Raw genomic sequence first — 22,315 nt, 5'->3', positions numbered from 1 at the left:
GATCTTGCCGAGGCCTATGATGAAATGAGCAAAAATTATGCGTATTAAGTGCCAAAAATTGTGGGGATCCCTCAGGGGTTGGGGAGGGGTTACGGTAGACCGACAGCGCTCATGGCCCTGTGCAAACTGAAGCTGCAGCGACAGGGCTATTCGAGAGTTAACGTGGGATTACACGGCCTCGGTCGGCGTTTGCATCTTGCCGATCAGCTGGTTGACTTCCTGTACCGTGATGCGGTGCCGCTCATCGGCATGCTCCGGCATCACCAGTATTCCCCTGGCGTAGTTGAAAGCCCCGCGGCCATGAATGTACAACCGTCCACTGAAAAAGGTTTTTACATACTTGGCAATCAACAAAGGCTGATACTTGTTAAATATACGCATGTTTCACCTCTGCTTTTTTATCCGGTAACAGTTTTCTTGTTATCGCTCAATTCAGGGTCTTATCCCAAAGACCCCAGTGCCTGGCAATGTTGCTGATAATGAGGACGCACATTATGCGGTCCTTCCAGCCAGTCAAACACCGCCCCTTGCTCTTTACCGAAAGATACCCTGGCAATACCCGCCGTCACGAAAATCGGGGCCATGGTCGCCGGACAAAGACTCTCGACCAGAAAACCGACTATCGGCATGTGGCTGACCACCAGCAGATTGCCATCGGGATGAAGATCGCCGTACGCCAGCAGCAGGCTGGCTGCAATATCCGCATCGGCGTTGGGCATGAGTTCATCACACATTTCTACCTGGGTGCCGACAATGTAATTTGAAAGCTGCTGCCAGGTTTGCGTGGCGCGTAGATAAGGGCTGACCAGTACACGATCAAACGTCGGTACCTGTGGTGCCAACCACTGCGCCATTAAACAGGTTTCGTCCCTTCCCTGTACGGTTAACGGCCGTAATGCATCGCTTGATGCTTCCGCTGCCGCCTGCCCGTGGCGCATGATAAAGATATTCATCTCCACCTCACTTTCAGGCTAACCCGCCTGTTCAACGGCGGGCATCATACCCCTGCATTTTGTTGTGCTCAAGGATCCAGCTCACCCTTTAAGGAAGTGGCGGGAACACTGTTTTTGTTCTTATCCTTAGCTATAACATAAAGAACACAGTTACACCGGAAATCGTTCGTTTTTTACGATCCAGGCGAGATTAAGGCGCTTTATTCGGGTTGAAAACGGATGTGAGTCTACTGCGGCCTGATGACAATATGATGAAAACAAAGGTAAAAAAAGCAGTCCCGTCGCGGGGTTGAAAAAACAACCGACTGACGAGTGAATGTGCATCAGCGTCTGAGTTTACCACGATGAACACCGGTATTGCGGCCACCGCGCAGCTTGATCCTTGTCATCCGAAAAGAGTTTGGCCCATCAACAAAGGGAGCGCTCAACGCCGCCGTTTATCGAGCCACATCAGTACCAGACAAGCCCCTGCCGATATTCCGACAAAGCCCAGTAAAAAAATCAGTGGCATGGCGGCATGATCCAGGACGTCCCAGAAAAATGTTTCCAATATACTCATAAATGCTCCCGGCAAGTCCCGACAAGGTCATACATAACCATTTTCGACTTCAGATAAAGCCTTTTTCAGGCCCGCAGCAAGCCATAGCCCATGCCTCTGGCACAGATCAGTGACCAGCGGCGTTTGGCCATAAACAAGGGAAAAACCGCCGGCCCGAACAGGCAGCCCAGCAAGGCCCAGCGGCGTGGCGGCAAGGCACTTTGCAATGCAGCAACGTAAAACAGCCCACCAAACAAGGGGGCTGCCAGTGTAAGAATAAGGATCATAAACCGACCTCCTGATGGTCAAATATTATCACAGCCCCCGCCGACTTGTCAGTCTGGGGAGCGTGCTGCACCGACACGCTTATTGCGCATCGGCTGGTATTCACTTCACATAGCACCTTGATGCCGCCCCGGCCCGGCATCGCCGATCAGCCAAGACCTGGTTACGGGTCGAGAAGCTGTTCTTGCATTTGATGGTGGCAAGGCTAATAGTGACTAACAACGCCAGATCCTGGTTGCAAGACGATGGTATTGACGCCATCGGCTCCAAGGAGGGAACTATGCCTTATCGTAATATTCTGGTTGCTCTGGAGCTGAACCACAGGGAAAAACCGCTGTTGAAGCGGGCCGTAGAGCTGGCCGAGTGCCATCAGGCCGGGCTGCATATCATTCATGTCGAGCCCGATTTGAGCGGCGTGTACATGGGGAGCCTGAGTCTCGATTTACGCCAGCTCAAGAACAAGCTGCGCCTGGAAAGTGGCCATGAAATCATGCAGATGCTCAAAGAAGAGCAACGCAATGCCAGCAGTGTGTCTTTGCCTCACGGCGATGTTCGCCAGGCGGTGCAGCAGGCGGTAGAGGAAAAACAGGCGGATTTACTGATTTGCGGCCGCCAGCTGGAACGGCCTTTTCTCGGCCACCTGTTTGCTCACTCGACCGGCTTTCTCGATATCAACGGCTGTGATTTGCTGGTGATCAAGCTGTCGGACAAGGCGTGACTTTGGGGTGAGGAGTGAGGAGTGAGGAGTGAATCGTCGCCTTACCCCTCACCCCTCACAATGATATCAACGCAAACAAAAGCCCTGACGGTGCAGAAATTCCAGCATGAAAGGACGCGCCTCTTTGGCCAGGGTTTCCCCTATCTGTCCGGTCCAGCTCATGTCCTTGTTGCCCCCGGTACGGGTGCGGTAATACTGCTGCACCAGTTCATCGTAGCGCTGCATTCTCTCCTCGTCGAACTGTGCCGGATAACGGTTGTCACAAAATATCAGACTGGTCGGCAAACGGGGCTTGGGCTCGGGGTTCTGATCCGGATAACCCAGGCAAAGCCCAAACAAAGGAATCACCCCTGTGGGCAGTGCCAGCAAATCGCAAAGCTCATGCGGCTGATTACGCACAGCGCCGATAAAAACGCCGCCCAGCCCCAGTGACTCCGCCGCCGTCAGGGCATTCTGTCCCATTAAGGCGGTATCGATGGCGCCAATCAGCAGTTGCTCGGCAAAGCCGGTTTTGGCCTCGGGTACCCACTGCAGATGACGATGAAAGTCGGCACAAAATACCCAGAATTCGGCGGCACTGCCGATATAGGCCTGGTTGCCACACAGGGCCATCACCCGAGCTCTCAGCTCGGGATCCGTCACTCGAATCACCGTGGATGCCTGCAAAAAGCTGGAGCTGGATGCCGCCTGAGCCGAGGCCATGATCGCCTCGCGCTGCTCGTCATTCAGGGCTTGTTCGGTAAATTTGCGGATGGAGCGGTGATGACGCATCACCTTGATGGCGGCTGACATTGTTACCTCTTGCGGTCGGTCTATGTGTATTATCACCTTAAAGGAATCGCGCACTAAATGGGAGGCAGGGTGCGGGAAACACAACACATAGAGCCCATGTCACGCCGCAACGGTCTGGCGCTGACGCTGGCGGGTATGACCATGATGCTGACCCTGCTGCTGGCCGGCTACTGGCTGGAAGAGCGCGGTCGGCTGGTGATGATTTTTCTGTTTATGGCCGGCCTGGTGATAACGGTGCTCGGCATTCTCAAACTGCGGGAGCCGGTGTACAGCTTTTCGCTCAGTGCCGACAACCTGCATTTTCATCATAAAATCGGCGGCTGGAGCCTGCACTGGAGTAATATCATACGAGTAGATCAGCCCCGGCTGCAGAGCGGAATGGATCTGGTCGAGCTCCCCTACATCGGTATCAAGATCCGCGATTACGATGAATTGCTGCCATTGATGACGCCACGACTGGTGGTGCATCTGCTGACCGAACAAAGGCCCCTGCTGGCCATGGCCTTGCGTCATGGCGCCATCAGCCGCCATCATCTGCAAGACTGGCTGGTGGAAGACAGTCACTATCGCTCGGCCAACGGCCGACATTATCAGGGGCTGGCCGCCATGCTGGGTCACCGCATGACCCATTTGCGCGAGCTTTATGGTTACGATCTGCTGATACACGAGTCCAATCTTGATCGGGAGGCGCCCGAGTTTATTGTTCTGCTACGCCGTTATCTGCAGCCCGTCATCTGACGAACTGCCTTCCATACCAACCTCAATCCAAAGACCAACATACACAAGGCCGATGATGAATCTGGATTCGTTTTATCTGTTTATCAAGGTGGTACAACAAGGTGGCTTCTCGCATGCAGCCAACCAGTTGGCCATGCCCACCGCCACCCTCAGCCGGCGCATTTCGGCCCTGGAGCAAGGGCTGGGCTGCAAACTGCTGAACCGAACCACCCGCAAACTGCAGCTGACCGAAGAAGGTCGGCGCTACTATGAACGACTCAACCCGCTGCTGACCGAGATAGAGCAGACAACCGGCGATATTCAGGGTCAGCGCCAGCGCATGAGCGGGCTTATCAAGGTCGCCGCTCCCATCGCCATTTCCAACACCTTCCTGATCGACGGCATTACCGAATTTTGCCTTGAATATCCGGAAATACGCATCGATTTGCTGCAAAGTAACGATTACACCAGTCTGCTGGATACGGATCTGGATGTGGTGTTCTTCAGTGGTGAACTGCCGGACTCCAGCCTGCGGGCCAGAAGACTCGGTGAGGTGCAGTACGGCCTGTTCGCCTCCCCCCGGTATCTGGCGCAAGAGGGCATGCCACAAGAGCCGGAGTCACTGGATCAACACCATATCATTCAGTGCTGGCCGCACCGTAACTGGCAACTGACCCATGAAGACGGCCGCCGCTTTCACCTCAAGCCGGTGGCCCGGCTCTCGGTCAATCAGATGCAGTCGGCGGTCAAGGTGGCGATTCAGGGGCTGGGTATCGTCAACGTACCCAAGCATTATGTGGCGCACCATGTGGCGGCCGGTCTTTTACACCCGGTACTGCCCGGCTGGCTCGGCGGCAAGCGCCCTTTTCACATGGTATATCACAATCGGGAACTGGCGCCGGTACGGCTCAATACCTTTATCGAGTTTATCGATCAGCATATGCGCGAACGATTGGCGTCAACCTGGGTCAGGCAACGGCCGGGGAAAAACGAAGAGGAATAAACGGCAGGCAAAAAAAATGGGCAGCTTCCCTCTGCCCGATTCCACTAACAAAAGATATTAATCTGTATTCTGCCAACGACGGTAACATAGCTTTTACAAGCAAATTAGCCGTTATTACGCAAAATAAAAAAAGCGATTGTTCCGTTTTTGCAATAATCACGTTTTCTCGGGTAGATCCTGCTCCCACAGCACGATACGCCCCTGTGGCCAGCGCTGATCCAGATCGGCATAGTGCTGCTCCAGCAGATGACGCTTTATCTTGAGCGTGGGGGTCATGATGTCGTTCTCTATGGTCCAGGGCTTCTGCATGATCAGAATACCGCCCAGCCGCTGGTGGGATTCCAGTTGCCGGTTGATATGGCCCAGCGTCGCGTCCAGTTGCTCGGCGATGGGGCCTTTATGCTGCAGGTCGGTGCCTTCGGCCAGCTGCACCAGGGCCACCGGCTGAGCCTGACCGCTGCCAATCACACAGGCCTGCTCGATCAGGGCGTTGTCGGTCAGCATGGCTTCAATAGGCACCGGTAGTACATACTTGCCCTTGGCGGTTTTAAAGGCGTCTTTTAGCCGGCCGGTAATCGTCAGGTAGCCGTCCTCGTCTAGCTGCCCCTGATCGCCGGTATGCAACCAGGCGTCCTGCAGCGTCTCACGCGTGGCCGACTCCTGCTTGTAATAGCCGCGCATCATGCCCGGGCAACGACAGAGAATTTCGCCATTGTCGGCGATACGAATGTCGACATGGACGCCGGGCTTGCCCACGGTACCGACCTTGTCGGATCGATAGGGATAGTTCAGGGTCGAATAGGCCAGGTTTTCGGTCATGCCCCAGGCTTCGGTAATGGGCATGTCGAGCTGCTCGTACCAGCGTAATAACGACGGCGACACCGGAGCCGAACCGCACCCCAGAATGCGGGCATCATTCAACCCCAGGCCGGCACGAATCTTCTTTTTAACCAGATTCGAGACAAACGGAATCTTCAGCAGCAGATCCAGTTTATTTTGAGGCAGTTTTTCCAGGATACGGCTACGAAAATTGGTCCACAGCCGGGGCACAGAGATAAACACGGTAGGCGAGATGGTTTTTACATCCTCGATGAAGGTGTCCAGATTCTGGGCAAAACCCACCTGCACTCCGCCATAAAGGCTGGCCCCCAGCACATAGACCCGCTCGGTAATGTGCGACAGCGGCAGGTAGGAAAAGGCACGATCCTTGTGATTCAATCCCGCGGTTTCCACTATGCCCCGGCAGGCCGCCGCGTAGGCGCCAAATTCAATCATCACCCCCTTGGGATTGCCGGTGCTGCCCGAGGTGTACACCAGGGTCATCAGCCGATTCGACGCGGGAGCCGCCGGCTGCGCTACCGGCTCGTGTGCCAGCATACTGCCCCAGTCATGCTGGGTGTGCAGGGTGGACGGATACGGCATGGCAATACGAATCATACTGTCGGGAATGCCCGGCGCCTGTACCTGTGGATCGTCCAGCTTGCCGGTGATAATGGCCCGGCTTTCGCTGTGCTCCAGCACATAACGCACGGTATCGGCGCCGGCAGTAGGATAGATGGGTACGCTGACAAAACCGCCCATCTGCAGGGCAAAGTCGCAGATAAACCATTCGGCACAGTTTTTGGACAGCAAAGCCACCTTGTCGCCGGGTTCCAGCCCAAGCGCTTGCAGGCCCGCCACCAGCCGGGAAGCCTGCTCCAGCACCTGCGACCAGCTGTATTCATGCCAGTGGCCGTCTTTAGGCTGGCGCAGATAGACGTCTTCGGGCTGCTGTTCGGCCCGGTGATACAGCATTTCCAATGGCAGCTTGTCGGAAGTGTCGGTCATGGGCGTCCTTGGCAACAGTGAATCTGATATTTAGTAGCATAGCCGAAAGAATCCGCCGTGATATAGCCAGGTGATTGATGTATTTCACAAATCACCGGCGCGCTCCGCTATGCCAATTCGATGGCACAGACCCGATCCCGCCCTTCCTGTTTGGCCCGATACAATTGCTTATCGGCCGCCGCCAGCAAGTTCTCCGGGCTGGAGTCGATATCGGGTATTCGAGTGGCAATGCCCAGGCTGATGGAAACGAGTGGACCGGCGGTCGAGTGCTGATGTTCGAGCTCCAGCGCCTTTACCGCCTTTCGCATCACCTCCGCCCGTTGCATGGCTCCCTGAAGGTCGGTACCGGGCAGAATACACACAAACTCCTCGCCGCCATAACGGGCCAGTAAATCATGGGGCCGTCGCAGGCCGTGACCGAGTGCGCCGGCCACCGCAATCAGACAGTTGTCTCCTTGCTGGTGTCCATATCGGTCGTTGTATTGCTTGAAACAGTCCAGATCCAGCAGTACCAGCGACAACGGCCGTCCCTCGCGCAGGCAGGCACGCCAGCTGATGGCCAGCGCTTCATCAAATTTGCGCCGGTTGGCCACCTTGGTCAGGCCGTCGATCATGGCGATGGAACGCAACAGGTCACTTTGCAGCTTTAATGCCAGATGCGTGCGTACCCGGGCCGAGACGATCACCGGGTTGACGGGTTTGGTAATAAAGTCGACCGCCCCCATTTCAAATCCCCGGGCTTCTTCCGCTTCCTCTCGCTGGGAGGTGACAAAAATAATCGGAATATCCCGCGTGTCCGGGTTTGCTTTCAGCCGACGACACACTTCATGGCCGCTGATCCCCGGCATGACCACGTCCAGCAGTATGATGTCCGGGCGTTGCTCCTGGCAAACCGTCAGTGCCTGCTCTCCGCTCGTCGCCATCAGTACCTCAAACTCGCCCCGAAACACCTCGTACAGCACCCGTATGTTCACCGGCTGATCGTCCACGACCAGAATGCGTAACGGGCCCACCGGGTGCGGGAACGCTTCCAGTAATTGCTCAAGATTCATAGGGCCTCCAGTAACTCGCGAACCATGTTGCTCGCGACGGTAAAGTTAAGATTCTGTACCTCGGCGGCCAGTGTTTCCCGGTGCGTATCGGGCATGTCTGCAGACAGCTGTTCAACGCAGTCGATGGCAGCCATATTCCCCGCATCCAGCAGTGCCAGCAGTTGCTCGAATTGCTCCTTGGTGTGATCACCTGTCACCTCGAGGGCGTCAGGTGAGAGATCTGCTGTCGACTCGGCTGGCGCCGGCACGGTAACGGCCGCCAGCAAGGCCGCCCGCTCCTGCGCCAGCTGTGCTTTCAGTGCAGACAGGGCCGCGGTATTCAGCACGGAAAATACCTGTTCTGTGTTCGGATCGCCGAACTGCTGCTCAAACTCCAACAGCCGTGATGCAAACGTCGCCGCCCCCATGGTGGCCGCCGCGCCTCTGAAGGTGTGCAGCGTCGCCGCCGTCGCCACCCGATCCCGCTCTAGCACATGGCGCTCCAGCTCATCAAACAAGGCAACGGCATCCTGCTCGAACCCCGTCAGCAGCCGTTGATACAGACGCACATCCCCGCCAAAGCGACGAATAATGGCATCGATATTGCTGCAAGGATCGGCCTGGTGCGCAACAGACGGCTCAGCGACCCGGTTACCCTTGTCGGCACCAAACGACAGCAGCACGGCCACCAGTTGCTCTATGTCCACCGGTTTGCCGATGTGCGCATTCATGCCCGCCGCCAGGCAGGCTCGCTGATCGGCCAGGGTCACGTTGGCCGTCATCGCCAGTATCGGCAACTCCTGGCAGGAACCATGGGCCCGAATACGCCGGGTCGCTTCCAGGCCGTCGATATCGGGCATCTGCATGTCCATCAGCACCATGTCGAACGACGTCGGCGCCTCGACCACTTTACCGACCCCTTCCAGGCCTCCTTCGGCAAGTTCGACACTGGCCCCCTCTCCTCGCAGCAATTCGGCGGCGACCTGACGGTTGAGGGCATTGTCTTCCACCACCAGCAAACGCAACCCCGTGAGTCGTTGCAGCGAGGGAGCAGGAAACGTCTTGTGATCCGACGCCAGGGTATCTCCTGCCAGTGCCCGCTGAACGGTGGTGATCAGCTGTTGCGGTGTCACGGGCTTGGTAAGAAAGTCGGTAAAGGGCGGGTTCGCCGTCTGCTGAGCCTCGGCCAGTTGCTCGCGACCGTAGGCCGTGATCATGATAACGGTGGGCAGATGATCCCGGACCAGGGTCCGGATCTGCGTCGCCACTTCCATCCCGTTCATGTCCGGCATGGCCCAGTCCATCAGCACCAGGTCATAATGATTATTTTGTTCCACTTCCAGCAATGCCGCCTGTCCGCTGTTGGCGGTATTCACCTGCCACCCCTGCTGGCGAACCACCCGGGCCAGAATATCGGCTGATACCTGATGATCATCCACCACCAGTACCCGTAACGGTCGCTCGGATACCTCGGCCGTCACCAGTGACGGCACCGTTTCTTCAAGGCCAAACGTCACCTCGAACCAGAAGCAGCTTCCCTCTCCCGGGGTACTGCGCACATGCAGCTCGCTCCCCATCAGTGCCAGCAGGCGTTTGCTGATCACCAGCCCAAGGCCGGTACCGCCAAAACGACGGGCGGTCGAGGCTTCGGCCTGATTGAATCCCTCTAGAATATATTCGAGTTTATCTTCGGCAATGCCGATACCGGTGTCTGTAACTTCCACCCGCAGTTGCACCCATTCCGCGCCCCGCCCCAGCTCACTGAGACGAACCACCACCTCCCCCTGTTCGGTGAACTTGATGGCATTTCCCGCCAGATTGATCAGCACCTGCTGCAGTCGCAAGCGATCGCCAATCAGACTGCCGGGCAGCGAGGGCGCGAAATCAAACATCAACTCAACCGGTTTGGTGCCCAGATTACCGGACAGCACTACCGCCATTTCCTGCATCAGCTCTTCCAGCTCGAACAGATGCGGCTCCAACTGCAGCTTGCCGGCTTCGATTTTGGAATAGTCGAGAATATCGTTGAGCAGTCCCAGCAGGGAGCGGGCGGCCTTGTACGCCTTGCCGATGTAATCGTTTTGCCGCGGATCCAGCGCCGTCTGCTGCACCAGTTGCAGCAGGCCCAGCACCGCATTCAGGGGAGTACGGATTTCATGACTCATGTTGGAGAGGAAGATCGACTTGGCCGCACTGGCTTCGTCGGCCCGGGCCTTGGCCTGACGCAATCCGGTTTCGAGTTCACGCTGAGCGGTGATGTCGAGGTTGATGCCCGTGACCCGAATGACCTGGCCCTCGGCATCACGTTCGATCTGGGCGCCCGCCTGCATATAACGAACATCACCACCGGGCAACTTCAACCGAAACACGGGGTCGTAGCTACCGATGCCCTCTACGGCCGCTTGCATGCTTGAAACGGCGTACTCAGCATCGTCCGGGTGTAGCCGGGCATACCAGTGCTCGTAGCCCACCCCCTGCTCACGCAAACTGACAGGGTAGCCATAGAGTTCGAACATCTTGTCATTCCAGTCCAGCGAATTGTCCGCCAGACTCCAGGTCCAGACTCCCAGCTCCGCCACGTCCGCCGCCATCAACAGTTGATCCCGGGCCGCCGTCAGCTCACCCGTACGCCGGGCAACCTGAGCTTCCAGGTTACTGTTGAGCTCGAGTACCCGCGCCTCGGTTTCTTTCTGGCTGGTGATATCGCGCACCGTTTTGGAGGCACCAATCACCTGGCCTGCGCTGTTACGAATGGGCGACACGGTCACGGACACATGGAAGCGACTGCCGTCCTGTCGCTGACGAACCGTCTCGAAATGGGGGATATGCTCGCCGTGGCGAACCCGGGCAAGAAGATCGGCTTCTTCCTGCTGCCGATCTTCCGGCACCACCAGGCTGGCCATCTCCTGGCCAATCGCCAACCGGGCGGGATAGCCGAACAGCTGTTCTGCCCCCCGATTCCAGCTGGTAATAACGCCATCGAGCGTCTTGCCGATAATGCCATCGGCCGAGCTCTCGACAATCGCCGCCAGACGGGCCTGTTCGTCCAGCACCTGTCGACGACGCTCACGACTAAGGTGAGAGGTACCGATGAGCAACGCCGCCAACAGGCTGATCAGCGCTCCCAGCAGTAGAAATTGCAGCGGTGACCCCCGATGCTGGGCGATGACGAAGGCATGAGAAACGCTGAACCGGGACTCCCAACGCCGCCCGTAAACATCAAACCGAGTCGTCTCGGTATAGTCACTGGCGGCCGCACTGGTCTCTGACGCGTTACTGTAGAACATTTCCTGGTTGCCGGGCTCGGTCACATCAAACAGCTCGAGCTGTACCGTATCGGCGTCCAGATGCAGGGAAGACAGTACTTCTTCCATCAGCAGGGGGGCATAACTCCAACCAAACACCTGTTGTACGCGCTCGGCTTCGGTAGCCGGCGTCATGCCATCACGATAGATGGGCATCAGGATCAAAAATGATTGCAGTGGTTTGCCGCTGGCCTGCACCAGGGTAATGGGGCCGGTCAGCCTCACCTTTCCCGTACGCATGGCTGCATCCGCCGCGGCGCGCCGATTTTTTTCCGAGCCGATATCCAGGCCGACCGCCTCGATATTACGTGCTACCGGTTCAACATACTGAATGACATAACGTTCACGATCATGAGGGTTCAGTGCTTTAACACGAAAATCCGGCCAGCCATCGGCACGCGCCAGCCCGACAAACGATTCCACGCCCGCCTGCGGCACCCGACGAATAAAGCCAAACCCACGGGCACCGGGAAACTCCCGGTCGATGTCTCGGCTCAGGCTGTAACGATGGAACAGCTCTCGATTGAGTCGCTCATCTCCGGCGCTCAGCACGGCGCCACGAGCACCGCGCAGTCCATACTGGTAGAGTTCAAGCCGATTGATCACTGCGGTGTTGGCTTTATTTGCCGCGTCGGTTACCGCCTTATCGACCCCTTGCTCATTACTTTGTTGCAGTTGCCAGGCCAATAGCACACTCACAACCAGTCCGATCGCCAGGGTAAGCAGTGACCAACGGTTCCAGATAAAATCAAGATGTCGCTTCAATGTATTGATTCCTTTCGCGTCAGACAGGGTGTACCAGGCCAGGGCTAATACCGCTATTTGTAGGAGGTCTACTTCAGGCCGAGTCCCACTCTAGGTGAATAGGCTCTATATGGAAACATTTAAAGGTCGACACTGGCAGCAGGATCAGCCGGATGTGACATGAATCGGGAACACCAAAACGAAAAAACCCGCTGAATAATCAGCGGGTTTTTTCGTTTCAATATGGCGGTGAGGGAGGGATTCGAACCCTCGATACGTTGCCGTATACACACTTTCCAGGCGTGCTCCTTCAGCCACTCGGACACCTCACCATAATTTTCTATTCAATTTTATTTAAGAGTGTTCTGTTCACTCTGTGCTTCTGATGACTTAGGTCCTCGGACTGACGGAGCACGCTCCGTGGCTTTTTACCTTTTCAGGCTTCGCCTTGGGCAGCCACTCGGACACCTCACCATATTTTTGCTTCCGGTCCGTTACCGTCCTCGGCGAGCGGGGCGTATAGTAGGCAAGCCGCTCCCGGGGTGCAATCTTTTTTTGCCGCAGTTGAATCGTTTGCACAATATTACGCCACCATGGCGGCCGCCTGCTGCCGAACGGCAGAGACAGGCGACGTCGTCGGGCGACTCTGGCATAATGGCGGCCCGGTTTTTTCAGGTAAATTAGGACAATAATGACGGCAACAGCAGCTTTAACTCAGCTTAACGAGCGCTTTCGGGGCTATTATCCGGTGGTGATCGACGTGGAAACCGGCGGTTTCAATGCCAGTACCGACGCCTTGCTGGAAATTGCCGCCATTACCCTGAAAATGGACAAGAACGGCTGGCTGGTACCGGATCAGACCTTTCATTTCCATGTGTCCCCCTTTGAAGGCGCTAACCTGGAACCCGCCGCCCTGGCCTTTACCGGCATAGACCCTTTCAGCGCCCTGCGCGGGGCCGTGACCGAGCAGGAAGCGCTGGAGCAGATCTTCAAGGGCATTCGTAAAGGGCTCAAGGCCAACAAGTGTCAGCGGGCCATAGTAGTGGCTCACAACGCCTCTTTCGATCACGGTTTCGTGATGGCGGCGGCAGAGCGGGCAGGCATCAAGCGCAATCCTTTCCATCCCTTCGCTACCTTCGACACCGCCACCCTCGCCGGTCTGGCATTGGGCCAAACGGTACTGGCCAAGGCCTGCAAGGCCGCCGGCATGGACTTCGACAATAAAGAGGCGCACAGCGCCCTTTATGACACCCAGAAAACCACCGAGCTGTTCTGCCGTATCGTCAACCGCTGGAAAGAGCTGGGCGGCTGGCCCCTCGCTCCCGTCGAGACCGACATGGTGAACGACAGCGAGAGTGGTGGCGAAAGCGATGGTCAGAGCCAAGCCGTTACTCCGTCATAACACCGCCGATATCATGACTACCGCCAGCCCGGGCCAGAGAAATCTGGCTCGGGCCGACGCCTTCTAGTCGGTGGTCTTTGCGCCCAGATGCCCGGTTCTGACCCACAGGCGGGTACCGGAGCCGGCCTTTAGATGAGGCCGGCTGTCGGGCGGAAAGCGCAGCCAACTGAACGCCGAATAGTGTACCGGCCCCTGACTGGCCTCCCCCGCCTGTGTTTGTTCTACCAGCTCTCCTTCCAGGACAAGAATTTCCAGCCCGTGTCGATAACAGCAGGGCGGAAAAGCCCCACCATCGGGAAAATGCAGCACGCTGGTATGTACACCGCCGTGCTGGTGGAGCGGCAACCGGCGATAGCCCTGCCCGCCGGTTATCCATAGCTCCTGCTCGGGCAATACCTTCAGCCAGCGCATATCGTCTGCGTCAAACTGGTTCAGTTTGACGAAAATCATGCAGCCCTCGCGGGTGAAGGAGCCATGCCGACTGCCCGGCGGATGCCGGACATAGCTGCCGGCGGGGTAATCACCGTTCTCATCGGAAAAGGTGCCTTCGAGTACCCAGAACTCTTCTCCCATCGGGTGCAGATGCTCGGGAAAACGGGCGCCGGGTTCAAAGCGCACCAGGCTGGTCACATGGCCGCTTTCGGCCTGTTGTCGCTCCAGCGGATAGCGCCACACGCCCGCAGCCGGCGATGGCTGCCAGCGGCTGGCGTCGTAATTAAGAGAAAGGGGTTGGGAAAAGTTCATGTTCAGCATCGGTTTATGTCCCGACAAACAAGGGTAGCGTTATCCTCCCCTGCCCTCGCGTTTGGGTCAAGCAGGAAACGGCGTGAGGCGTGAGGCGCAAGCCTGCAAACGACTCGGCGTTTGCAGGCATGGCATGCTCACCTGTCTGCGCTAAAAAATCGTCATGCCGGGCTTGCCCCGGTATCTTGCTGCAAACTACACCAACATTCGCACAGTGAACACAGCGGTCCGAAAAACAGGATCCTGACCTTCGTCAGGATGACGGCTCATGCCTGGCTTGGCGCTTATCTTTCACGCCTCACCCTTTACCCCTCACACCTCACGAGTCACATACCGATACCCCTCGCCCTCGGCCACGAAGGTCAATCGGTGGCTGATGCAACTCGGCGCATCGGCTTGATGGTGCGATACAAACAGCAGCTGGGTGCCGCCTTCGGCCACCAGCAGATCGATCCAGCGCTTCACCCAATGGCGGTTGAAGCTGTCCAGCCCCTGCAAAGGCTCATCCAGGATCAGAATCGGCGGATGCTTGACCATGGCACGGGCAATCAGCAGCAGTCGTTGCTGACCATAAGACAGATGACGGAACGGCTCGTTGGCCAGCTCCTGCATGCCCAGCAGGCTGAGCCATTGGTCGGCCAGCGCCAGCTGGGCATCTCCCGGCTGTTGATAGACGCCGATGGAGTCGAAGAAGCCGGACAGGATCACCGCCCTGGGGGTGGCCGTCACCCGATAGTCCTGCTGCATGGTGGTGCTGACATAGCCGATGTGCTGCTTGATGTCCCAGATGCTTTCGCCGCTGCCCCTTTGATGCCCGAACAGGGTCAGATCGTTGCTGTATCCTTGAGGATGATCGCCGGTGACCAGGCTCAGTAACGTCGACTTGCCGGCGCCGTTGGGGCCGATAATCTGCCAGTGCTGGCCCGGATCCACCTGCCAGTTCAGGCCGGTAAGAATACGTTTGTCGCCGTAGCTGACCCGAATGTCACGCATCACAATACGCGGGGTCTGCGAATCCAGTGCCCGGCGCTGTGCGTCCGGATCGGCCGGCGGCAACGCCTGCGTGGCGTTTTCCATGGCCGCCAGGTGCGTCAGTTGCTGCAACTCGGCCGAGGCCGCCACCTCGGCGCGCGGGCCGGCCAGGCTCAGTTCACATTCGGCCAGAATACCGAGCCGGTCGGAAAAGTCGGGAATTTCCTCGAAGCGGTTGAGGATCAGCACCAATGTCTGCCCCGCCGCCGCCAGTTCCTGCAGCAGGCTCATCAGGCTCGCGTGGGCATCCACGTCCAGGCCGTCGAAGGGCTCGTCCAGAATCAACAATTCCGGTTGTTGCAACAGGGCCCGGCACAGCAGTACCTTGCGGGTTTCACCGGTAGAGAGAAAGCGAAAGCCCCGGTCAAGCAGCGCGGTAATGCCGAAACGATCGGCCAGCTGTGCCAGCCGGGTGGCATCGCCGCCCGCTTCCAGCATGATCTGACGGGCACTGTGGCCCTGATCCTCGTAATCGAGCAGATCGCTTTCGTCTTCTTCCCGCTCCCGGTCGGCCAGTTGCTGTAACTGCTCGAACGACACCCATTCGATACGCTTGAAGCTATTGTCGGCCTCGCCGCTCAGCTGTTTCAGCTCGCCGGCCAGGGCACGAGCCAGCGCTGTTTTGCCGCTGCCATTGGCGCCGACAAAGCTCCAGCATTGCCCCGCGTTCAACTCAAGCGCCTTGATGGACAGACGATGATGCTCGCTGATGGCGAAGTCGGCGTGGCTGATACGAATGGCGGTCATAAAATCAAAATTCCTTCTCGATAAATGGCAAAAAAGGCACATCATCGACAACCCGACGCCTCGATGCAAGCAACAAAATGTCACGGTAAATCGTTAACTGTGAGCCAGCGCGCAACCAAAGGCGCCGTAACAGGCTAACGTTTAAGGGTCTTTTTTCATCGAGGAATTCATATGCGCTATCATCCCGACCTGCTCAACGAACTGAATCTGCTGCTGCATTTCAATCTCGATACCACTCAGCAAGGCATCAAGGTACATCACGATGCCGAGCCGGCACTGATTGCCGCCGCCAGGCGACTGCATGACAAAGGGCTGTGCACCCTGCCGGACGGCGGCTACCTGACCGATCTGGGGCGGGAAGCCAGCGAACACGCCCAGAGCCTGCTGACACTGCTGCGCGAGCCCGCCACCGCCTGACTCGCGCGTCACCCATAAAAAATGCCGGCAATTGCCGGCATTTTTTTTCATTCGAGTCGCTTAGGCTTACAGGCCGCTGGCGTTCTCGGTCAGGTACTTGGCTACGCCTTCGCTAGACGCTTCCATACCCTTTTTGCCTTTTTCCCACTGAGCCGGGCACACTTCGCCGTGCTCTTCGTGGAACTGCAGGGCATCAACCATGCGCAGCATTTCGTCGATGTTACGACCCAGCGGCAGATCGTTAACCACCTGGTGACGGACCAGGCCGTTGGCGTCGATCAGGAAAGAACCACGGAAGGCCACACCGGCTTCCGGATGCTCAACGTCGTAGGCCTTGCAGATGTCGTGCTTGACGTCGGCAACCAGCGGGTATTTAACCTGGCCGATACCACCGTTTTCCACGGCGGTGTTACGCCATGCGTTGTGGCTGAACTGGGAATCGATGGACACGCCAATCACTTCCACGCCGCGCTTCTGGAACTCTTCAAAGCGGTGATCGAAGGCAATCAGCTCTGACGGGCACACGAAGGTGAAGTCCAGCGGGTAGAAAAATACCACGGCCGCTTTGCCCTTGGTGAATTCCTTGAGGTTGAAGTTATCAACGATTTCGCCATTACCCAATACAGCAGCAGCGGTAAAGTCGGGGGCCTGACGGCCTACCAGTACGCTCATGTCTTTCTCCTTGGTGATTACACTAATGGGTTTCCAGGAAACCACGTCGTTCGACTACACAGTATATGGGCGCCGTTCGGCAAACCCAAGGGGCAGCGCACCGGATATATTACCGGTTGCGCAAAGTTACACCGGCAGTGAATGCAGATTATGGACAAAAAAGCTCGACATTCCGGGCTGAGTTTGCAAACTAGCCCCCCTTAATTCTCTTCTGCCTAAAATACCATAAGGATAAGTAATGAATCCTGTTGTCGTCGCCGTCTGCCTGATGCTGGCCCTTAGCCTGCTACGCATCAACGTGGTGATCTCTCTCGCGCTCAGCGCCCTGGTGGGTGGCATGGTTGGTGGCCTGTCGCTGACCGACGCCGCCAAAATCTTTGCCGATGGCCTGGGCGGTGGTGCCACCATCGCCCTGAGCTATGCGATGCTGGGTGCCTTTGCCGTGGCCATCGCCCGCTCCGGCATTACCGACCTGTTGGCGGTCAAGGTCATCAAGGCCCTGGGCCAGAACGCCACCGCCGGCCGCGTGCTGTGGATCAAGGCGATGCTGTTATGCGCCCTGCTGCTGGTGGCCATTTCATCCCAGAACCTGATTCCCATTCATATCGCCTTTATTCCCATTCTGGTGCCGCCGCTGCTGCATGTGATGGCCAAACTCAAGCTGGACCGTCGCGCCGTGGCCTGTGTGCTGACCTTCGGCCTGACCGCGACCTACATGATGCTGCCGGTCGGTTTTGGTGGCATCTTCCTGAACAACATATTGCTGGCCAATTTGATCGAGAACGGCGTGGCCGTGAGCAAGTCGATGCTGCCCACCGCCATGGCCATTCCGGTCGGCGGCATGTTCCTGGGGTTGCTGGTGGCCCTGTTTATCAGCTATCGCAAGCCGCGCCTGTACGATGAAAGCAAGATACTGGCGGTCGAGCCCGAGCATATTCAGGTCAACCTTGCCCACATCGCCATCGCCGTGGTGGCCATTGTGAGTGCCCTGAGCCTGCAGCTGTACAGCGACTCCATCATTCTCGGCGCCATGGTCGGTTTCGTGATTTTCACCCTGGGTGGCGTTATCAAGTATAAGGAAAGCCAGGATGCCTTTACCCAGGGGGTGAAGATGATGTCGCTGATCGGCTTTATCATGATTGCCGCCGCCGGTTTTGCCGCCGTAATGAAGGCCACCGATGGCATCGGTACCCTGGTGCAGGCGGTCGACTCGGTGCTGGGCGACAACAAGCCGCTGGCGGCCCTGGCCATGCTGGTGGTGGGACTCTTTATCACCATGGGCATCGGCTCGTCGTTTTCGACCATTCCGATTATTGCCCCCATTTATGTGCCCTTGTGTATTGCCCTGGGCTTTTCTCCGCTGGCCACCCTGGCCATTATCGGCACCGCCGGTGCCCTGGGTGATGCGGGATCTCCCGCTTCGGATTCCACCCTGGGGCCGACCTCGGGCCTGAATGCCGACGGTCAGCACGATCATATCTGGGACTCGGTAGTCCCGACCTTTTTGCACTACAACCTGCCGCTGGTCGGCTTCGGCTGGGTTGCCGCCATGGTGCTTTAAATCAAGCTGTAAGCAATCAGCTATACGTTTTATGCCGGGCCCTGCCCGGCATTTTTCTGCCAGCCGGATCTCACAGCTTATGGCGTGCAAAGAGGCAACAGGGTTGCCTCCTCCGACACGCTTCTAGCCCATCCATGGGCCGCTCAGCAAATACCATCCCTGGTATTTGACGGTCGGCTGAGGCAATCCCTGCCGCCTCTTTTTAACCTCTGAGTCATAGGCTGATAACACTAACAGCCGCCACCGGAGCATCAAGGAGGGCAAAGGGATCTGCTCCGTCGACCATCACATGACAGGGATGTCATGTGCTGAGCGTCACAAGGAGGTGCTTGAGCGAGTCGGCGGAGCGGGCCTTTTGTCCGACGTTTACACCGATCATTTGTTTCGTGGGATTGGTATCACATCTCACATCTCACATCTATCGCCACGTCATATCAAGGATCGCAGCAACCCCCGTAACCACTGTAATGCCGGCTGGCGATCATGCAGCGGGTGCCAGACGCAGTTGAGATGATAGGCAGGCAAATCTTCGGGTAACGCCACGGTTTTCAACGGCAGTGCCGCCGCCAGCATGGTTGCCACCTTGTGCGGCAAAACCAGCAGGTGATCGCTCTGGCTGACGATGGCGGCCGCCGACATGTAGCTCTGGCTGTTGACCGAGATGCTGCGTTTCAGACCCTGGCTCGCCAGCCAGGTGTCGACGATGGACTCCCGGGTGCCCAGTGGCGAATGAAACACATGGGGCAGCTCGGTCAGCTGGGCCAGGGGGATCTTCTCACCCACTCGCGGATGTTCCCGCGCCACCAACCCCGCCAGCGGTTCGGTCAGCCAGGTTTCGGTACAGAGCGACCCCGGCACTTCCATGTATTCATCGAAGCCCAGCACCAGATCCACCTCGCCGTTGGCCAGCGCCTGCTCGGGCAACCGGTCGCGCAAGATCTCGATTTCGATACGTATCCCCGGGGCCTCGGCCTGCAGGCGGCGAATCAAGGGCGGGATCAGCACGCATTCCACATAATCGGTGGTGCTGATCACGAAGCGCCGGTTGGAAGTAGCCGGCACGAAGCTGTCTTCCCGTCCCAGCTCCTGCTCCAGCAGTTCCAAGGCCTGGCGCACGGTCTGGTGCAGCGCCTGGGCGCGCCCGGTAGGTTGCATGCCGGTGGCGCTGCGCACCAGCAGCGGATCTTCGAAAAACTGGCGCATCCGGTTGAGCGCGTGACTCATGGCGGGCTGACTGATAAAACACTGCCGGGCCGCCCGGGTGACGTTACGCTGGGTCATCAAGGCATCGAAGGCCAGCAGCAGGTTGAGGTCGAGTTGGTGCAGCTTCATCTTTTATTCATCATATTAATAATAAAATTAATACTATTCATTTGATGGATGGTAGCGCAAGGGGCACACTGCGGTCTGAAGAGTCGAGTTGTTGATAAATGAGTGACGCGCAGCTCGTCGGCCAAAGGACTGCCCCGCCGACACGCTGCGAGTACATCCATGTAAGCTCGGACATGCTATCTGACCGCCAGGGATGGCGGGAATGCCGGAACGGCAGGAGCATTTTCCGGCCATGGCATGTCACGGTCGGCGGAGCAGATCCCTTTATCCTCCCCATCTACAATTCGCTGACAATTTACCGAGTTAAGGAGTTGATTATGGCAATGGTTACCGTGGCTGCCACCCAGATGGCCTGCAGCTGGAACAAAGAAGAAAACATCAATCGTGCCGAAAAACTGGTGCGCGACGCCGCCGGCAAGGGTGCTCAGATCATCCTGATTCAGGAATTGTTCGAGGCCCCCTACTTCTGCATCGATCAGAGCCCGGAGCACTTTGCCCTGGCTCATGAAGTGGATAACAGCCCGCTGATCGGCCATTTTCAGGCGCTGGCCAAAGAGCTGGCCGTGGTGCTGCCATTGAGCTTCTTCGAAAAAGCGGGTAATGCCTATTACAACTCGCTGGTGGTGATCGACGCCGACGGCAGCGTGCTGGATCTGTATCGCAAGACCCATATTCCCAACGGCCCCGGCTATCAGGAAAAACAGTTCTTTACTCCCGGCGACACCGGTTTCAAGGTATGGCAGACCCGCTATGCCAAAATCGGCGTGGCCATCTGCTGGGATCAGTGGTTCCCCGAAACCGCCCGCAGCCTGGCGCTGATGGGGGCCGAGCTGATGTTCTTCCCGACCGCCATCGGCACCGAGCCCCAGGACCCCAGCATCAACAGCCAGCCGCACTGGACCCGTACCCAGCAGGGCCATGCCGCCGCCAACCTGGTGCCGGTGATCGCCTCCAACCGTATCGGTACCGAGCAAAGCAAATACATCGACGGGCTGGAAACCACCTTTTACGGCTCTTCCTTCATCGCCGATGAATTTGGTGAGCTGGTTCAGCAGGCGGACAAGACCACCGAAGGCGTGCTGGTGCACAGCTTCGATCTGGAAGCCATCGCCAGGACTCGTGCCAGCTGGGGCCTGTTCCGCGATCGCCGTCCGGCCATGTATCAGACACTGCTGACCTCGGACGGCAAGCAACAGGGAGGCCGCTGATGGATGCACTGAAGGGTTTTCACATGCCCGCCGAATGGGCTCCCCAGCAGGCGGTATGGATGATCTGGCCGCACCGGCCCGATAACTGGCGCGAGCAGGGCAAACCGGCGCAGGCCACCTTTGCCCGGCTGGCCGAGGCGATTGCCGCCGCCACGCCGGTGTATATGGCGGTGCCGGCAGAAGAAATGGACCAGGCCCGCCAGATCATGCCGGCCGCCGTCACCCTGGTCGAGATCGACAGCGACGACGCCTGGGCCCGGGACACCGGACCCACAGTGGTCATCAACGGTAACGGCGCGGCCGCCGGTATCGACTGGATATTCAATGCCTGGGGCGGCCACGAAGAAGGTCTCTATTACCCCTGGGAGAAGGATCAGGCCATGGCGGCAGCCATGCTGGCCCACCAGCAGTTGCCGGTGCACAAGGCACCGCTGGTGCTGGAAGGTGGCTCCATTCACGTGGACGGCGAAGGCACCCTGCTGACCACCGCCGAGTGTCTACTCAACCCCAACCGCAACCCGGATTACACTCGGGAAGACATAGAGCAGCAGCTGAAAGATTACCTGGGCGTCAGCCACTTTATCTGGCTGCCGCAGGGGGTCTATCTGGACGAAACCAACGGCCATATCGACAACATGGCCTGTTTCGCCCGCCCCGGCGAAGTGATACTGCACTGGACCGATGACAGGAATGATCCTCAGTATGCCCGTTCACAGGCGGCCTACAAGGTGCTGAGTCAGGCCCGGGATGCCAAAGGTCGCCCCCTGAAAATATGGAAGCTGCCCCAGCCAGGCCCCCTGTTCATCACCAAGCAGGAAGCCGCCGGTGTCGCCCCCGGCCCTGGCGTGCCTCGCATCGCCGGTGAGCGGATGGCGGGCTCTTATGTCAACTTTCTGATCACCAACAACCGGCTGGTGTTTCCGCTGCTGGACGAGCGCACCGATGAAGCAGCGCGCCGAATGCTGGAAACCATTTTCCCGGAGCTGGACGTCGTCGGCATACCGGCACGGGAAATTCTGCTTGGTGGTGGCAATATTCACTGCATTACCCAACAGATCCCGGCGGTGTAATGACGTGAGGCGGCGTTGTGGACGCCCATTTATGTGGCGCAAGCCTGCCGTCGTAGGGTCGACTTATTTTAGGTAAAAGTATTCGACCAACCGAACCTGCATGTAACGCCTTTGGTCGAATAATACCAATTTGAATAAATATCTGATCATTTTAACCCCGGGATCAGAGGCAACACAGTCGCCTCCCACGACACGCCATGAACTCATCCCTGAGGGC

General features: G+C 57.8%; 20 protein-coding genes and 1 tRNA gene. 8 read left to right on the top strand and 13 right to left on the bottom strand.

The window, feature by feature from the left end; all coding sequences use genetic code 11:
* Positions 1–168 precede the first annotated feature (168 nt).
* From Q0753_RS16280 to Q0753_RS16265, 4 genes are all read right to left on the bottom strand, one after another.
* Positions 169–381: a DUF1107 domain-containing protein gene (locus Q0753_RS16280; protein ID WP_298723606.1), complete on the bottom strand. Its 213-nt coding sequence runs from the start codon at positions 379–381 to the stop codon at positions 169–171.
* 59 nt (positions 382–440) lie between these two features.
* Positions 441–953, bottom strand: coding sequence for a phosphohistidine phosphatase SixA (gene sixA / locus Q0753_RS16275; RefSeq protein WP_298723605.1), 513 nt, complete (start codon positions 951–953; stop codon positions 441–443).
* A gap of 424 nt (positions 954–1,377) precedes the next feature.
* Positions 1,378–1,512 (bottom strand): TIGR02808 family protein, encoded by a 135-nt coding sequence (locus Q0753_RS16270; protein WP_298723603.1) that lies wholly within the window; start codon positions 1,510–1,512, stop codon positions 1,378–1,380.
* A 65-nt stretch (positions 1,513–1,577) separates the two neighbouring features.
* Positions 1,578–1,778, bottom strand: a complete 201-nt coding sequence (locus Q0753_RS16265; RefSeq protein WP_298723602.1) for a hypothetical protein — start codon at positions 1,776–1,778, stop codon at positions 1,578–1,580.
* A gap of 278 nt (positions 1,779–2,056) precedes the next feature.
* Between Q0753_RS16265 and Q0753_RS16260 the strand changes: the two genes are divergently transcribed.
* Positions 2,057–2,494 (top strand): universal stress protein, encoded by a 438-nt coding sequence (locus Q0753_RS16260; protein ID WP_298723600.1) that lies wholly within the window; start codon positions 2,057–2,059, stop codon positions 2,492–2,494.
* Between the two features lie 66 nt (positions 2,495–2,560).
* On the opposite strand, the gene nfsA is transcribed toward Q0753_RS16260, so the two are convergent.
* Positions 2,561–3,286 carry an oxygen-insensitive NADPH nitroreductase gene (gene nfsA, locus Q0753_RS16255; protein ID WP_298723598.1) on the bottom strand — a complete coding sequence of 242 codons (726 nt, stop codon included), beginning with the start codon at positions 3,284–3,286 and terminating at the stop codon, positions 2,561–2,563.
* A gap of 96 nt (positions 3,287–3,382) precedes the next feature.
* Between nfsA and Q0753_RS16250 the strand changes: the two genes are divergently transcribed.
* Positions 3,383–4,024 (top strand): DUF2982 domain-containing protein, encoded by a 642-nt coding sequence (locus Q0753_RS16250; protein WP_298723596.1) that lies wholly within the window; start codon positions 3,383–3,385, stop codon positions 4,022–4,024.
* A 55-nt stretch (positions 4,025–4,079) separates the two neighbouring features.
* Positions 4,080–5,006, top strand: a complete 927-nt coding sequence (locus Q0753_RS16245; RefSeq protein WP_298723594.1) for a LysR family transcriptional regulator — start codon at positions 4,080–4,082, stop codon at positions 5,004–5,006.
* 156 nt (positions 5,007–5,162) lie between these two features.
* On the opposite strand, the gene Q0753_RS16240 is transcribed toward Q0753_RS16245, so the two are convergent.
* The 4 genes from Q0753_RS16240 to Q0753_RS16225 form a co-directional block, all read right to left on the bottom strand.
* Complete coding sequence (locus tag Q0753_RS16240) at positions 5,163–6,833, bottom strand: AMP-binding protein (RefSeq protein WP_298723592.1); 1,671 nt, start codon at positions 6,831–6,833, stop codon at positions 5,163–5,165.
* A gap of 107 nt (positions 6,834–6,940) precedes the next feature.
* On the bottom strand, positions 6,941–7,885 hold the full coding sequence (locus tag Q0753_RS16235; RefSeq protein WP_298723590.1) for a diguanylate cyclase: 945 nt from the start codon (positions 7,883–7,885) through the stop codon (positions 6,941–6,943).
* Positions 7,882–11,934 (bottom strand): CHASE domain-containing protein, encoded by a 4,053-nt coding sequence (locus tag Q0753_RS16230; RefSeq protein WP_298723588.1) that lies wholly within the window; start codon positions 11,932–11,934, stop codon positions 7,882–7,884. The genes Q0753_RS16235 and Q0753_RS16230 overlap by 4 nt, the downstream gene beginning before the upstream one ends.
* A gap of 223 nt (positions 11,935–12,157) precedes the next feature.
* Positions 12,158–12,245: transfer RNA gene (locus Q0753_RS16225), tRNA-Ser, on the bottom strand.
* 359 nt (positions 12,246–12,604) lie between these two features.
* Between Q0753_RS16225 and rnt the strand changes: the two genes are divergently transcribed.
* A complete protein-coding gene (gene rnt / locus Q0753_RS16220) occupies positions 12,605–13,315 on the top strand; it encodes a ribonuclease T (RefSeq protein ID WP_298723585.1) in 711 nt (236 codons plus the stop codon).
* A gap of 63 nt (positions 13,316–13,378) precedes the next feature.
* On the opposite strand, the gene Q0753_RS16215 is transcribed toward rnt, so the two are convergent.
* Positions 13,379–14,059, bottom strand: a complete 681-nt coding sequence (locus tag Q0753_RS16215) for a cupin domain-containing protein (RefSeq protein ID WP_298723582.1) — start codon at positions 14,057–14,059, stop codon at positions 13,379–13,381.
* Positions 14,060–14,371: 312 nt separating this feature from the next.
* Complete coding sequence (modF, locus tag Q0753_RS16210) at positions 14,372–15,838, bottom strand: molybdate ABC transporter ATP-binding protein ModF (protein ID WP_298723579.1); 1,467 nt, start codon at positions 15,836–15,838, stop codon at positions 14,372–14,374.
* 171 nt (positions 15,839–16,009) lie between these two features.
* Between modF and Q0753_RS16205 the strand changes: the two genes are divergently transcribed.
* A complete protein-coding gene (locus tag Q0753_RS16205; RefSeq protein ID WP_298723576.1) occupies positions 16,010–16,255 on the top strand; it encodes a TIGR02647 family protein in 246 nt (81 codons plus the stop codon).
* A gap of 66 nt (positions 16,256–16,321) precedes the next feature.
* Here Q0753_RS16205 and Q0753_RS16200 read toward each other — a convergent pair whose 3' ends face one another.
* Positions 16,322–16,927 carry a peroxiredoxin C gene (locus Q0753_RS16200; protein ID WP_298723573.1) on the bottom strand — a complete coding sequence of 202 codons (606 nt, stop codon included), beginning with the start codon at positions 16,925–16,927 and terminating at the stop codon, positions 16,322–16,324.
* A 238-nt stretch (positions 16,928–17,165) separates the two neighbouring features.
* Here Q0753_RS16200 and Q0753_RS16195 point away from each other — a divergent pair, with 238 nt between their 5' ends.
* On the top strand, positions 17,166–18,488 hold the full coding sequence (locus Q0753_RS16195; RefSeq protein WP_298723570.1) for a Na+/H+ antiporter family protein: 1,323 nt from the start codon (positions 17,166–17,168) through the stop codon (positions 18,486–18,488).
* Positions 18,489–18,917: 429 nt separating this feature from the next.
* Here the strand turns inward: Q0753_RS16195 and Q0753_RS16190 are convergent, their stop codons facing one another.
* On the bottom strand, positions 18,918–19,820 hold the full coding sequence (locus Q0753_RS16190; RefSeq protein ID WP_298723567.1) for a LysR family transcriptional regulator: 903 nt from the start codon (positions 19,818–19,820) through the stop codon (positions 18,918–18,920).
* A 314-nt stretch (positions 19,821–20,134) separates the two neighbouring features.
* Between Q0753_RS16190 and aguB the strand changes: the two genes are divergently transcribed.
* On the top strand, positions 20,135–21,028 hold the full coding sequence (gene aguB / locus Q0753_RS16185; RefSeq protein ID WP_298723607.1) for an N-carbamoylputrescine amidase: 894 nt from the start codon (positions 20,135–20,137) through the stop codon (positions 21,026–21,028).
* Complete coding sequence (gene aguA, locus Q0753_RS16180) at positions 21,028–22,098, top strand: agmatine deiminase (protein WP_298723564.1); 1,071 nt, start codon at positions 21,028–21,030, stop codon at positions 22,096–22,098. The genes aguB and aguA overlap by 1 nt, the downstream gene beginning before the upstream one ends.
* The last annotated feature ends 217 nt before the right edge of the window (positions 22,099–22,315 follow it).

Source organism: uncultured Oceanisphaera sp. (genome assembly GCF_947495715.1).
Taxonomy (GTDB): domain Bacteria; phylum Pseudomonadota; class Gammaproteobacteria; order Enterobacterales; family Aeromonadaceae; genus Oceanimonas; species Oceanimonas sediminis.
This window is presented reverse-complemented; position numbering and strand designations above follow the sequence as displayed.

Coding starts and splice junctions, on each gene's coding strand:
- Q0753_RS16280 (WP_298723606.1), bottom strand. CDS start 381: ATGCGTATATTTAACAAGTATCAGCCTTTGTTGATTGCCAAGTATGTA.
- sixA (WP_298723605.1), bottom strand. CDS start 953: ATGAATATCTTTATCATGCGCCACGGGCAGGCGGCAGCGGAAGCATCA.
- Q0753_RS16270 (WP_298723603.1), bottom strand. CDS start 1,512: ATGAGTATATTGGAAACATTTTTCTGGGACGTCCTGGATCATGCCGCC.
- Q0753_RS16265 (WP_298723602.1), bottom strand. CDS start 1,778: ATGATCCTTATTCTTACACTGGCAGCCCCCTTGTTTGGTGGGCTGTTT.
- Q0753_RS16260 (WP_298723600.1), top strand. CDS start 2,057: ATGCCTTATCGTAATATTCTGGTTGCTCTGGAGCTGAACCACAGGGAA.
- nfsA (WP_298723598.1), bottom strand. CDS start 3,286: ATGTCAGCCGCCATCAAGGTGATGCGTCATCACCGCTCCATCCGCAAA.
- Q0753_RS16250 (WP_298723596.1), top strand. CDS start 3,383: ATGTCACGCCGCAACGGTCTGGCGCTGACGCTGGCGGGTATGACCATG.
- Q0753_RS16245 (WP_298723594.1), top strand. CDS start 4,080: ATGAATCTGGATTCGTTTTATCTGTTTATCAAGGTGGTACAACAAGGT.
- Q0753_RS16240 (WP_298723592.1), bottom strand. CDS start 6,833: ATGACCGACACTTCCGACAAGCTGCCATTGGAAATGCTGTATCACCGG.
- Q0753_RS16235 (WP_298723590.1), bottom strand. CDS start 7,885: ATGAATCTTGAGCAATTACTGGAAGCGTTCCCGCACCCGGTGGGCCCG.
- rnt (WP_298723585.1), top strand. CDS start 12,605: ATGACGGCAACAGCAGCTTTAACTCAGCTTAACGAGCGCTTTCGGGGC.
- Q0753_RS16215 (WP_298723582.1), bottom strand. CDS start 14,059: ATGAACTTTTCCCAACCCCTTTCTCTTAATTACGACGCCAGCCGCTGG.
- modF (WP_298723579.1), bottom strand. CDS start 15,838: ATGACCGCCATTCGTATCAGCCACGCCGACTTCGCCATCAGCGAGCAT.
- Q0753_RS16205 (WP_298723576.1), top strand. CDS start 16,010: ATGCGCTATCATCCCGACCTGCTCAACGAACTGAATCTGCTGCTGCAT.
- Q0753_RS16200 (WP_298723573.1), bottom strand. CDS start 16,927: ATGAGCGTACTGGTAGGCCGTCAGGCCCCCGACTTTACCGCTGCTGCT.
- Q0753_RS16195 (WP_298723570.1), top strand. CDS start 17,166: ATGAATCCTGTTGTCGTCGCCGTCTGCCTGATGCTGGCCCTTAGCCTG.
- Q0753_RS16190 (WP_298723567.1), bottom strand. CDS start 19,820: ATGAAGCTGCACCAACTCGACCTCAACCTGCTGCTGGCCTTCGATGCC.
- aguA (WP_298723564.1), top strand. CDS start 21,028: ATGGATGCACTGAAGGGTTTTCACATGCCCGCCGAATGGGCTCCCCAG.